The 14,258-nt window shown below is 64.2% G+C and carries 2 protein-coding genes (1 of these 2 running past the window's edge); both read left to right on the top strand.

All coding sequences use genetic code 11. The annotated features are described in order from the left end of the window. Window positions 1-11,043: the 3' portion of a non-ribosomal peptide synthase/polyketide synthase gene (locus HU762_RS20190; RefSeq protein WP_186639985.1), read on the top strand. 2,433 nt of this gene lie to the left of the window's left edge; only the last 11,043 of its 13,476 coding nucleotides appear in the window; the start codon falls outside the window, past its left edge; its stop codon occupies window positions 11,041-11,043. Beyond that, window positions 11,040-14,258, top strand: a complete 3,219-nt coding sequence (locus tag HU762_RS20185) for an amino acid adenylation domain-containing protein (RefSeq protein ID WP_186639983.1) — start codon at window positions 11,040-11,042, stop codon at window positions 14,256-14,258. Before HU762_RS20190 ends, HU762_RS20185 begins: the two co-directional genes overlap by 4 nt.

Genomic DNA, 14,258 nt, shown 5'->3' with positions numbered 1-14,258 from the left:
CATCCGCTGGGCCTTGAGTGCGACCGTCCGTTCCTCGGCAAACCGCTGGACAACACTGCACTGTACATCGTCGGCAGCGACCTGAGCCTCAATCCCCCTGGCGCGCCGGGTGAGCTGTTGATCGGTGGCGTCGGCCTCGCCCGTGGCTATTTCCAGCGCCCGGCATTGACCGCCGAACGCTTCGTGCCGGACCCGTTTTCCACCACGGGCGAGCGGCTGTACCGCACCGGCGACCTGAGCCGTTATCGCGCCGAAGGCGTGGTCGAATACCTCGGCCGCCTCGACCATCAGGTGAAGATCCGCGGCCTGCGTATCGAGCTCGGCGAGATCGAAGCTGCGCTGCTGGCCCAGGACAGTGTGCGCGAAACCGTGGTGGTCGCCCACGAAGGCCCGACCGGCGCGCAGCTCGTGGCGTATGTCGTCCCTGCGACCGGCGAAGTGCCGGAGGCGGACGCGCCATTGCGCGCCGCGCTCAAGACCGCGCTCAAGGCGCAGCTGCCGGAATACATGGTCCCGGCACACCTGCTGTTTCTTGCGCAGCTGCCGCTGACACCCAATGGCAAGATCGACCGCAAGGCCTTGCCGGCGCCCGAGGCCAGCGATTTGCAGCAGACCTACATGGCGCCGCGCAGTGAGGTCGAGCAGCAAGTGGCGGCGATCTGGCAGGACGTGCTCAAGCTTGAGCGCGTGGGGCTGGAAGACAACTTCTTCGAGCTGGGCGGGCACTCGCTGCTGGTCACCCAAGTGGTCTCGCGAGTCCGTCGGGCGCTGGGCATCGAGGTGCCGCTGCGCAGCCTGTTCGAGCACAGCACGTTGCAAGCGTTCGTCGCGGCCTTCGATACAACGCCCGGCGAACAAACGCCGGTCATGGTGCCGGTGTCGCGTGACGCGCCGCTGCCGTTGTCGTTTGCCCAGGAGCGCCAATGGTTCCTCTGGAAAATGGATCCGGACAGCGCCGCCTACAACATCCCGACTGCGCTGCGGATGCGCGGCACGCTGGATAAAGTCGCGCTGCGCAAGAGTTTTGCGGCGTTGCTGGAACGTCATGAAAGCTTGCGCACCGTGTTCGTCGAAGAGGATGGACACACCTGCCAAGTCATTCGCGGGCAGGGCCGGGTTGATTTCATTGAGCAGTGCTTGGAGGGGAACGATGAGGCCGCTATCGAGGTTTTCCTCGAGCAGCAGACGCAACGTCCGTTCGATCTGCTGAGCGATGCGCTGCTGCGCGTGGCGTTGCTGGAGGTGACCGAACAGGATCACGTCCTGGTACTGACGCTGCACCACATCGTCTCGGACGGTTGGTCCCTGCAGGTGATGGTTGATGACCTGATGGGCCTGTACTCGGCATTCGCTCAGGGCCACAGCGCGCAACTGCCGCCACTGGCGGTGCAATACGCCGACTACGCGGTCTGGCAGCGGCAATGGATGGCGGCCGGTGAACAGGATCGCCAACTGGCCTACTGGACCGCGCAACTGGGCGGCGAACAGCCGTTGCTGGAATTGCCCACCGACCACCCGCGCCCAGCGCAGCAAAGCCAGCGGGGCGCACGTCTGCCGATTGTGCTGGACCGCGCGTTGAGCGATGACCTCAAGGCCCTGGCCCGGCGAGAAAACGTCACGCTGTTCGTGCTGTTGCTCGGCGCTTTCCAAACGTTGCTGCATCGCTACAGTGGTCAAGCCGACATCCGTGTCGGGGTGCCGATCGCCAACCGCCAGCGGCTGGAAACCGAGCGGCTGATCGGATTCTTCGTCAACACCCAGGTCCTGCGCAGCGAGTTTCATAGCGACCTGAGCGGTGCCGCATTGTTGCAACAGATCAAGCAGACGGCCTTGGCCGCGCAGATGCACCAGGACCTGCCCTTCGAGCAATTGGTCGATGCCTTGCAGCCGCAGCGCAATCTGAGTCACAGCCCGCTGTTCCAGGCGATGTTCAACCACCGCAACGAAGCCGACTCGGCCTTCGTCGATGCCTTGCCGGGTCTTCGCGTCGAACCCGTCGGCTGGGCGCAGCGCACCGCGCAATTCGACCTGAGCCTGGACACCACCGACAGCTCGCAGGGCTTGCACGCAGCCTTGACCTACGCCACGGACCTGTTCGAACCGGCGACCATCGAACGCATGGCCCGGCATTGGCTCAACGTGTTGCGGAACATGGTGCAAGACCTGCATCGTCCGGTGGCGCAATGGTCGCTGCTGGACGAGGACGAGCGCGGGCATATGCTCATCAACTGGAACACGACGGCGCAGCGTTACCCCCTTGACCGCAGCGTCCAGGCGCTGATCGAGGAACAGGTGCGCCGGACTCCGGACGCGCCGGCACTGGTGTTTGGCGAACAACGCCTGAGCTACAGCGAACTCAACGCTCGTGCCAACCGATTGGCCCACCGCTTGATCGACCAGGGTGTCGGTCCCGATGTGCTGGTGGGCATCGCCGTGGAGCGTTCGGTGGAAATGGTGCTGGGGCTGTTGGCGATTCTCAAGGCTGGCGGCGCCTACGTGCCGTTGGACCCTGAGTATCCACGGGACCGCCTGGCCTACATGTTCGAAGACAGCGGCATCGGTTTGCTGCTGACCCAGCAGGCTCTGCTGGAATCGTTGCCGATTCCGGACGGGCTGCGCTGCCTGGTGCTGGACCTGCCTGACGATGGGCTATACGCGACCCGCGAGCACAATCCGAATGTGCAAGTCCATGCCGAAAACCTGGCGTATGTCATCTATACCTCCGGCTCCACCGGCAAGCCCAAGGGCGCCGGCAATCGCCATGGCGCGCTGGTCAATCGGCTGTGCTGGATGCAGCAGGCATACGGCCTCGATGCCTCGGACAGCGTCCTGCAAAAAACGCCGTTCAGCTTCGACGTCTCGGTGTGGGAATTCTTCTGGCCGCTGCTGACCGGCTCTACGCTGGTGGTGGCTGCGCCGGGTGCCCATCGTGACCCGACGCAACTGATCGAGCTGATTACCGCGCAGCGCATCACCACGCTGCACTTCGTGCCGTCGATGCTCCAGGCATTCGTGCAAGATCCGCGCGTGGCGCAATGCACCAGCCTGAAGCGGATCGTTTGCAGTGGTGAAGCGCTGCCGGTGGATGCCCAGCAACAGGTCTTCGCCAAGCTGCCGAACGCCGGCCTGTACAACCTCTACGGTCCGACCGAGGCGGCTATCGACGTCACCCACTGGACCTGTGTCGAAGAAGGCCGCGACAGCGTGCCGATCGGCCAGCCGATCGCCAACCTCGGCACCTACATCCTCGACGACGAATTGTCGCCGGTGCCGGTGGGCGTGATCGGCGAGCTGTACCTGGCGGGCGAGGGGCTGGCGCGGGGTTACCATCGGCGCGCGGCGTTGACCGCCGAGCGCTTCGTCACCGGGCCGTTCGGCCATGGCCAGCGCTTGTATCGCACCGGCGACCTGGCGCGCTATCGCGCCGATGGCGTGATCGAATATGCCGGGCGAATGGACCATCAGGTGAAGATCCGCGGACTGCGCATCGAACTGGGCGAAATCGACGCGCGCCTGGCCGAGCACGATGCGGTGCGCGAAACCGTGGTCCTGGCCCAGGACGGCACGTTATTGGTGGCTTACGTGGTCCCGACGCGCGCCGAGCTGCTGGCCGCCGACGACGCCGTTCGCCAAGCGCTGCAAGCTCGCTTGAGGGAACATCTGAGCCAATCCTTGCCCGACTACATGGTGCCGCAACATTGGGTGTGGCTGGAAAAAATGCCGGTCAGCCCAAACGGCAAGCTTGAGCGCAAGGCGCTGCCCAAGGCCGATCCAAGCGCGAGCCCCAAGGGCTACGTTGCAGCGGTTACCGCCGTGGAACAAACGTTAGCCGTGATCTGGCAAAACGTGCTCGGGCGCGAGCGCGTAGGGGTGACCGACAACTTCTTCGAGCTGGGCGGCGATTCGATCATTTCAATTCAGGTGGTGAGCCGCGCCCGTCAGGCCGGGATCCACATCAGTCCAAAGGACTTGTTCCTGCACCAGACCATCCAGGGCCTGGCCAGCGTCGCGACGACGGGACACGGCGGGCCTGTCGTTGACCAAGGCCCGGTCACCGGCGAAACACCGCTGTTGCCGTTCCAGCAGTGGTTTTTCGAACAGGCCATGATCGAGCCTCATCACTGGAACCAGTCGGTCTTGCTCAAGGGCTTGCGACCCGTACACGCCGGGCATCTGGAGCAAGCGTTGCAAACCTTGGTTGCGCATCACGACGCGTTGCGCCTGGGCTTTGCCTGCCAGGACGGCGTCTGGAGCGCTCGCCATGGCACCCTGGCTGAGCAGCAGGCGCTTTGGCAGCGTTCGCCGCTATTGTGGACCGCCGAGGTGGCCGATGCGTCGGCCCTCGAAGCGTTGGCCGAACACGCCCAGCGCAGCCTCGAACTGCAAAATGGCGCGCTGCTGCGCGGCGTGCTGGCGAGCCTGGCCGACGGCAGCCAACGGTTGTTATTGGTGATTCACCACCTGGTGGTGGACGGCGTGTCCTGGCGCATTCTGCTGGAAGACCTGCAACAGGCCTATGACCAGTTGCAGGCCGGCCAGGCGCCGACGCTGCCAGCCAAGACCACGGCCACGCAGACCTGGGCGCAACGGTTGCAGGTGTATGCCGGCAGCGCGGCGTTGCACGCCCAGATGGCGTATTGGCAGGGACAACTGGAAGGTGCTTGCCACGACTTGCCTTGCGACCGTCCGCAGGGCGATTTGCAAAGATGCCGTGGGGTGCAGGTCCAGACGCGGCTGGATAAAGACCAGACCCGGCGCTTGCTGCAACAGGCGCCAGCGGCTTATCGCACCCAGGTCAACGACCTGCTGCTGACCGCACTGGCCCGGGTGATCGGCCGCTGGACCTCCCAGGAATCGACCTTGATTCAATTGGAGGGCCATGGCCGCGAGGCGCTGTTCGATGAGTTGGACCTGAGCCGCAGCGTTGGCTGGTTCACCAGCCTGTTCCCGGTGCGCCTCACCCCGACGGCAACTGCCGAAGGCTCGATCAAGGCGATCAAGGAGCAACTGCGGGCGATTCCCGACAAAGGGCTCGGCTTCGGCGTGTTGCGTTACCTGGGCGATGAACCGACGCGTCGCACCCTCGCAGCGCTGCCGGTACCGCGCATCACGTTCAATTATCTGGGCCAGTTCGACAGCGATTTTGCCGATGACGGCGATGGGCTGTTTGTTCCCGCCAGCGAATCGGCGGGCGCGGCGCAGAGTCCGTTAGCGCCGCTGGACAACTGGTTGACACTCAATGGCAGTGTCTATGCGGGCGAGTTGAGCATCGACTGGACGTTCAGCTCGCAGATGTTCGACGAGGCGACGGTCCAGGCGTTGGCCGTGGACTATGGTCGAGAGTTGCAAGCGTTGATCGACCACTGCTGCGAACCGCAGCACCGCGGCTTCACACCGTCGGACTTCCCCCTGGCCGGATTGCACCAGTCGCAGCTAGACGCCTTGCCGCTGGTGGCGCGAGAGGTGGAGGACATCTATCCGCTGTCGCCGATGCAGCAGGGCATGTTGTTCCATACGTTGCTAGAGCAACAGGCCGGCCACTACATCAATCAGATGCGCGTCGATGTCGAAGGGCTCGACGTCGAGCGCTTCCGCCAGGCCTGGCAAGCGGCAACGGATGCCCATGATGTGCTGCGCAGCGGTTTTGTCTGGGAGGGTGATTTCAAGCGGGCGTTGCAAGTGGTGCACAAGCGCGTGGACCTCGTTTTGCAGCTGCATGACGGACGCTCACAGGCTGATTTGCCTGAGTATCTGGACGCTCTCGCAGCCGCCCAGCGGCAACAAGGTTTCGTCCTGGAGGCAGCGCCGTTGCTGCGATTGGTGGCGGCGCGCGTGGCCCAGGACCGTTACCACTTGATCTACACCAGCCACCATATCCTCATGGATGGCTGGAGCAATTCGCAGTTGCTCGGCGAAGTGTTGCAGCGCTACAGCGGCCAGTCGGTTGCCGTGTCTGGCAGCCGTTACCGGGATTACATCGCCTGGCTGCAACGCCAGGACGCGGCGGCCAGCGAAGCGTTCTGGAAGCCCGCGCTGCAACGCCTGGAAGCCCCGACGCGGCTGGCCGATGCCGTTGCTAAACCGACCGAAACGAGCGCTGGCTACGGCGATCACGTGCAGGTGCTGGACGAAGCGTCGACCCGACGCCTGGAGTCTTTTGCCCGAGCCTCGAAAGTCACCGTCAACACGCTGGTGCAAGCGGCGTGGCTGCTGCTGTTGCAGCGCTACACCGGCAAAGACACCGTGGCGTTTGGCGCGACGGTGGCCGGGCGTCCGGCGGACTTGCCGGGCATCGAGCAGCAGATCGGGCTGTTCATCAACACCTTGCCGGTGATCGCCAGCCCGCGGGCCGAGCAGTCGCTGGACAGCTGGCTGCAAGCGGTGCAGGAACAAAACCTGGCGCTGCGCGAGTTCGAACACACCGCGTTGCTGGACATCCAGCGCTGGGCCGGGCAGGGCGGCGACGCGCTGTTCGACAGCTTGCTGGTGTTCGAGAACTACCCGATTGCCCAGGCCCTGGAGCAGGGCGCTCCGGACGGTTTGCGCTTCGGCTCGCCCATTACCCAGGAGCAGACCAACTACCCGTTGACGCTGTTGGTGGGGTTGGAGCGGCAGTTGTCGGTGCACATGAGTTATCAGCGGGCGAGCTTTGCTCCGGATACGGTTGAGCGGTTGGCGGCGCATCTGGCGCAGTTGCTTGGGCAGATGACCACGCAAGGCGAGCGTTGCCTGGGTGAACTGTCGATGCTGGAATTCGATGAGCATCAGCGCCTGACCCACGAGTGGAATCCAGTCGATGCGCCGTTCGAACAGGACGTGTGCATCCACGATTTGATTGCTCGCCAAGCCGACGCTACTCCAGACGCGCTAGCGGTGACCTTCAATGATATTCGCCTGAGCTACAGCGAACTCGACGGCCGCGCCAATCGCCTGGCCCATAAACTCATCGAACTGGGCGTCGGCCCGGAAGTGCGAGTGGGCGTGGCGATGCCGCGTTCCGAGCAGTTGCTGATCGCCTTGCTCGCGGTGCTCAAGGCCGGTGGCGCCTACGTGCCGCTCGACCCGGATTATCCGGCCGAACGCGTGGCCTACATGCTCGATGACAGCCGTGCGCGGGTGCTGTTGACCGAGCAGGCAGTGGCGCAAACGCTGACGGTTCCGGCGGGGACCGAGGTACTGATGCTCGATCAGCTCGACCTTTCACGCTATCCATTGGACGCACCACAGAGCAGCGTTAAACCCGACAATCTTGCTTATGTGATCTACACCTCCGGCTCCACCGGCAAACCCAAAGGCGTGGCCATCGCCCATCGCAACGTGTTGGCGCTGATCGACTGGTCGAAATCGGTCTACAGCCGCGACGACATCCAAGGCGTACTCGCTTCCACCTCGGTGTGCTTCGACCTGTCGGTGTGGGAGCTGTTTGTCACGCTCGCCAATGGCGGCTCGTTGATCATCGCCCGCAACGCCCTGGAACTGCCGCAGCTGCCGGCCCGCGATCAAGTCCGGCTGATCAACAGCGTGCCCTCGGCCATCGCTGCGTTGCAGCGCAACGGCGAGATTCCGCCGAGCATGCGCATCATCAACCTGGCCGGCGAGCCGCTGAAGCAAAGCCTGGTGGAGACGCTGTACCAACAGCCAACCATCGAGCACGTCTATGACCTTTATGGTCCTTCCGAGGACACCACCTATTCGACCTGGACCCGCCGCACCGCCGGCGGCACGGCGAACATCGGTCGCCCGCTCAAGCACACCGCCAGCTACCTGCTGGACGCAAACCTGCAACCGGTGCCTCAAGGCGTCTCGGCGGAGCTGTACCTGAGCGGCGCGGGCATCACCCGGGGTTACCTCGGGCGCGCGGCGATGACCGCCGAGAAGTACGTGCCAAACCCGTTCTCGACAACCGGCGAACGCCTGTACCGCACCGGTGACCTGTGCCGCTATCGCGCCGATGGCGTGCTCGAATACCAGGGGCGGATCGACCATCAAGTGAAGATCCGTGGCTTCCGCATCGAGCTGGGGGAAATCGAGGCGCGGCTGCTGCAACAACCGGCGGTGCGCGAAGTGGCGGTGCTCGCCCAGGAGGGCGCGGGCGGTCAACAGCTGGTGGCCTACGTGGTGGCCCCAGCGCTGCAACGGGGCGCTGACACGCTGCGCGAAATCCTCAAGCAACACCTGCCCGACTACATGATCCCGGCGCACTGGCTGTTCCTCGACCGACTGCCGCTGACGCCCAACGGCAAGCTCGACCGCAAGGCGTTGCCGGGCATCGAGAGCGGGTTGCAGCAAAGCGATTACGCGGCACCGGCCAGCGAACTCGAGCAACGCATCGCCGACATCTGGCAAGCGGTGCTGGAAGTGGAGCAAGTCGGTCGCAACGACCATTTCTTCGAGCGCGGCGGTCATTCGTTGCTGGCGACCCAGGCCATCTCCCGGTTACGCAAGCTGACGACTTATCCATTGAGCCTGCGCGACCTGTTCGATCACCCGCAACTCAAGGCGTTGGCGGCAGTGATGAGCGCTGGCGACGAGGGTTCGGTGCGGGCGGGCGACTCCAGCCAGGTCCGGCTCAAGGCCCATGGCCCACGGCAATCGGCGCCGCTGTCGCTGGTGCAACGGCGGTTGTGGATCGCCGAGCAGCTGGCCGGCGGCACATCGGCGTATGGCATGCCCATGGCGTTGCGGCTGTGTGGCGAGTTGTCGGTCGAGCGGCTGATGAGCAGCTTCGCCGAAGTGACACGCCGTCACGCCGTGCTGCGCACCGCCTACGTCCAGGACGACGAAGGCGACCCGGTGGCACTGATTGTCGATGAGGTCCAACTGGATTTCCCGCTGATCGAACTGTCCGACCTCTCGCCCGGTGCCCAGCAGGAACACGTCGCCCAGGCGACGCTGGACAATGCGCGTACACCGATTGATCTGGAACAGGCGCCGCTGCTGCGCGGACGGATCCTGCGCCTGGGCCCGACCGAGCATGTGTTGTTGTACGCCATGCACCACATCATCTCCGACGGCTGGTCGATGGGGCTGTTGATCAATGAGCTGGTGCAGGTCTACGAGGCGTCCTCGCGCAACGAACCGATGCCGCTGGCGCCGTTGGAGGTCCAATACCACGACTTCGCCTTGTGGCAGCAAGCGCTGGAGGAACAAGGCGTGCTGGCGCGCCAGGCCGATTATTGGAAAGACCGGCTCGACGGTTACAACGGCCGTCTCGACCTGCCACTGGACAATCCTCGCGGCCCGACGGCGTCCTATGAAGGCGATGCGTTGCAGTTCGAGCTTTCTGCCGGGCTCAGCGCCGCGTTGCGGCGAGTATCCAGCGCGGCCGGTGTCACGCTGTACAGCACGTTGCTGGCGTCGTTCCAGGTGTTGTTGCATCGACTCTGCGCTACGCAGGATCTGGTGGTCGGTGCCGACGTGGCCGGGCGCGAACAGCCCGAGCTGGAACGCCTGATCGGTTTCTTCGTCAACGTCCTGCCGCTGCGTTCGCGCTTCGTCGCCGACGCCACTTTCGGCCGATTCCTCGCGCAGACCCAGGACGACCTGCTCGGCGCGCTGGAGCATCAGGACCTGCCGTTCGACCAGATCGTCGAGGCCTCGGGCGTCCCGCGGCACAAAGGCATGAGCCCGCTGCTGCAGGTGTTGTTCGTGATGAACAACGTGCCGGTGCGCAGCCGCGCCATGGCGGGCTTGAGCGTCGAGTTCCTGCCGGCGTTGCAGACCCATTCTAAATTCGACATGGCGTTGTTCGTTGACGAAGAAGAAGGGCAATTGCGCGGTAATTGGCAATTTGCCACAGGCTTGTTCGGACATGAGCGCATCCAGTACCTGGTCCAGGCCTGGACGGCCCTGTTGGAACAGATCGTCGCTGATCAGGACATTCAATTGGGAGCTATCAGCATGCCAGTCGACAACGTGGCGACAGCCGCCACGCCTGCCAACGTCCCGGGGCCCAAGGCCGACAAACTGGGCAAGTTTCTCAAGCGCGCGGCGACTCCGGCTGCCCGGCCTCGACCGGCGTTGGTGCGCGAATCGCTGGTGGCCGCGCCACAGCGCTTCCCGCTGATGATGGAGCCCGGCGAGCCACACTTGGACGTCATCGAGTGGATCCAGCAGAACCGGCCATTGATCGAGCAGAAGCTGGCCGAACACGCCGGCATCCTGTTCCGCGGTTTCGCGCTGGACGGCATCCAGGGCTTTGAAGCCTTCGCCGAAGCGATACAACCGGGACTGTACGGCCAGTATGGCGATCTTCCCAAGAAGGAGGGAGGCAAGAACACCTACCGTTCCACGCCGTACCCGGAACGCAAGATGATCCTGTTCCACAACGAGAGCTCCCACCAGGACCGCTGGCCGCGCAAGCAGATGTTCTATTGCGAGCAAGCCGCGCCCGTAGGCGGTGCGACGCCAGTGGTGGACTGCCGCTTGATGTACGAAAAGCTTCCAGCAGACCTTCGCGAAAAATTTGAGGACAAGGGGCTGCTGTACGTGCGCACCTTCACCGACAAGCTCGACGTGTCGTGGCAGCACTTCTTCAAGACCGAGGATCGTTCTGAAGTGGAGGCGCGCTGCCGGGCCGGTGGCATTCAATGGCGCTGGCTCGATAACGATGAGCTGCAAACCCGCACGCCGGGGCCGGCAATCATCACGCACCCGATCACCGGGGAGAAATCGTTCTTCAACCAGGTGCAGCTGCACCACATCTATTGGCTGGAGCCGGACGTGCGCCAGGACCTGTTGTCGATGTACGGCCTGGAGCGCATGCCTCGTCACGTGTATTACGGCGACGGCACACCGATTGAAGACGAGGTGATGGCGCGTATCGGCGAGTTGTACGAGGCCTGCGCGGTGCGTTTCGACTGGCAGAAGGGCGATGTGATCCTGCTGGACAACATGCTCGTGGCCCACGCCCGCGACCCGTTCGAGGGGCCGCGCAAGATCGTCGTCGCCATGGGCGACATGTATGACCATGCCAGCCTGCAACGACCTGCCTTTGGGCAAACCCCGCGGGGCGCATTCAATACCGAGGAAACCGGAGCATGAACGAGGTGATGATGGACGCGCAGGATCCGGGTTTCGCCCTGACGCCCGAGCAACAACGGGAAGTTGAATGGCTGACGGGCACGGTGACCTGCGGCGAGGCCTTGCGCTGGTTCAGCGTGGTCATTGACGGCGATCTCGATTCGCAGCGATTGCAGGTCGCTTTCGATACGGTGGTGGCGCAGCAACCCATGGTGCTGGCGCGCCTGGCCAAGGTCGGCGGTTTCCACGGACTGCGTCAAGCCGCCGCCGATGCCGGGCGCTTTCCGCTGACGGTACAGGCCAGCGGGCAGCGCGCCAATGAAGTCCGGGCGCAGATCGACGAAATGCTCGGTCGCGCTTTTGTGCTGGGCGAATCGGCAAGTGTCCAGGCCGTACTGTATCGCCTGGCGCCACGGCAATGGCAATTGCTGCTGGGTATCGCTCGCTACAGTGCCGATGCCCGATCGATGAGCCTGTTGCTGGAACAGGTACGGCAAGCGTATGCGGGCCAGGCGTCGGAAGACGAAGCACCGGGCGAGTTCGCCCAGTATCTGGAATGGCGCAGCGAAGTGGTGCTCGATGAAGATGCCGCCACTGCGCGGACTTATTGGCAGCAACACCTGCAAGGCTTGCAGGCGGATATCGCCACACCGTGGCTGGCCGCACGCAGCACCGTCAGCGGGACAGCTAATGCGCAGGTATCGCTGAGCTTGGAACCGGCCCGGCGCGACGCCTTGCAACGCTTGGCCGACCAACTCGGCCAACCGCTGGCGACGTTGCTGCAAGGCGCCTGGTGGGTATTGCTGGGGCGCCTGAGCGGCCTCGAACAGGCGCTGGTCGGCGTGCGCCACGACAGCCGAGGCGACTACGAGTACTTCGCCAATGCCATTGGCGTGTTCGAAAAAAACCTGCCGCTTTGCGTTCCGCTGCCGGCCACCGCGCCGTTCAGCGAGTGGCTGGTGGAGCTGGCGGCACGCCTCGAAGCACATCGCACCTGGCAGGAATACTGGGCGCCGGAGTTGGCGCCAGACGCGGCGTATCCGGCCTATGGCTTTACGGTAGGCCGGGCGCCGATTACCAACAGCAGCGGCGGTTTGGCTTGGGCGGCTGAGTCTTTACCCGCGCGGGCCGACGGATTCGAGGTGCTGCTGCACGTTCAATTGGACGACGCCCAGCGGCTTGATTCGGTGAACCTGCATTACGCCGCCTCGCGTTATTCGTCGGCGGCGGCCACCACTGTGCTGGAACAATTCGACGTGCTGTTGGCTTCGATCCTCGCGGCTGCGCAAACACCGCTGGCGCAGCTCAACTTGCTCGGGCCTGAAGAGGAACAGCGCTTACGGGCAATCAACCCGACGATGCAGGCGCTGGTCGATCAGCGCTACCTGCCGCAGCGTATCGCGGATCTGGCGCTTGAGACGCCGGAAGCGATTGCCCTGACCGACGCCCATCGATCCCTCAGCTACGGCCAGTTGAATAGCCAAGTCGAGCGCATCGCCCAAGGCCTGGTGAACCAAGGCTTGGGCGAGGGTTCGATTGTCGCGCTGGCCTTGCCGCGCTCGGTGGACCTGGTGATTGCGATGCTGGCGAGCTGGCGCATCGGGGCGGCGTATCTGCCACTGGATATTCAGTGGCCCCAGGCCCGTCAGGCGTTGATGCTGGAGCAGGCCGGCGCCGCTGTGGTGCTGACTGATGCGCTGCATGTGTCTGGCTGGCAGGAGCAGCCATACACCGCGCTGACGGTGGCCGGGCTCGACTTGTCGAGCGCGCCGTTGTCGGCGCTCATGACCAAGGGCAATGACATCGCCTACGTGCTGTTTACCTCCGGCTCCACCGGCGTGCCCAAAGGCGTAGTGATCGAACATCGGCAACTGCTCAACTACACCGCCCAGGCCAGCCAGGCGTTGGGGCTTGGGCAGTGCAGCAACGTCGCGTTCAGTTCCACCGTGGCGGCGGATCTGGGCAACACGGCGCTGTTCGGTGCGTTGTTCAACGGCGCGACCCTGCATGTCGCCACTGATGAGCAGATGCAGGACGGCGAATTATTTAGCAGATTCATGCAACAGCAACAGATCGACTGCCTGAAAATCGTCCCGTCGCACCTCGCGGCGCTGCTCGACAGTGAGCACGCCACACTGCCACGCACGCTGGTGCTCGGCGGCGAGCCGATTGCGCCGACGTTGGTCGAGCGGATCAAACGCTTGCGCAGCGATTGCCGGGTGTTCAACCACTATGGCCCGACCGAAGCCACGGTCGGGGTGATGATTCATCCGTTGTCACTGGACGGCGCTGCCGATGATTGTTCGGCGCTGACCCACGTGCTGGGCAACAATCAGGTTTACATCCTCGACGCTGATCGGCGCCTGGCGCCGGTGGGCATGTTGGGCGAGTTGTACCTGGGCGGCGCGCAATTGTGCCGGGGCTACCTGAATGCCGAGGCGCACGGGCAAGCGTTTATCCAGAGCCCGTTCGACCCGGCGCAACGCCTTTACCGAACGGGCGATCTGGCGCGTTATCGCGCCGACGGCGCTGTCCAGTTGCACGGTCGCCGTGATCAGCAGGTGAAGGTGCGCGGGTTCCGTATCGAACTGGCGGAGATCGAGGCCGAACTGTTGCGAGTGCCACAAGTGGCCGAAGCGCTGGTGCTGCCGGCCGCGTCGGCCGAGCAGGGATTGTTGGCGTTCGTCGTGGCCCGGCAAGGGCAGTCTTCGGGCGTGCTGGACGCCGCGCGTGGCGAACTGATCGCCCGGCTGCCCGGCGTGATGGTGCCGCAGCATCTGCAATTGATCGAACGTTTCCCACGCCTGGCCAACGGCAAGATCGACCGCAAGGCGTTGCAGCAACTGATGATCGCGCCGAGCAACGACGAAGACCTCGCGCCACGTGATGCGCTGGAGCAATTGCTCTCCGCGCGCATGGCGCAGCTGCTGGGGCTTGAACGGCTGGGCATCGACCGCGACTTCTTCGCCGCCGGCGGGCATTCGTTGCTGGTGATCAAGTTGGTGGCCGGCATTCGCAAGTTGTTGCAGTGCGACATCCATCCGGGACTGGTCTTCGATCATCCGACCGTGGCGTCGCTCGCCATGGCGTTGCGGGCGGAGGAGAGCGCTCCGGGGCAGCTGGAAAAAATCGCCCAGGTGCGCCTGCGCATGGACGCGATGAGCCCCGAGGAAAAGGCCCGCCTGACCGAACAGGCTCGGCAACTGCAAGCCGCCAAGGTTGCGCAGGGTAGCTGA

This window comes from Pseudomonas sp. SWRI92 (assembly GCF_014268685.1).
GTDB classification, from domain to species: Bacteria; Pseudomonadota; Gammaproteobacteria; order Pseudomonadales; family Pseudomonadaceae; genus Aquipseudomonas; species Aquipseudomonas marvdashtae.
The sequence above is the reverse complement of the archived record's forward strand: the minus strand, read 5'-3'. Positions and strand labels throughout refer to the sequence as shown.

What these genes read in the sequence shown, in the direction of transcription:
- HU762_RS20185 (WP_186639983.1), top strand. Translation starts at nt 11,040, where the DNA reads ATGAACGAGGTGATGATGGACGCGCAGGATCCGGGTTTCGCCCTGACG.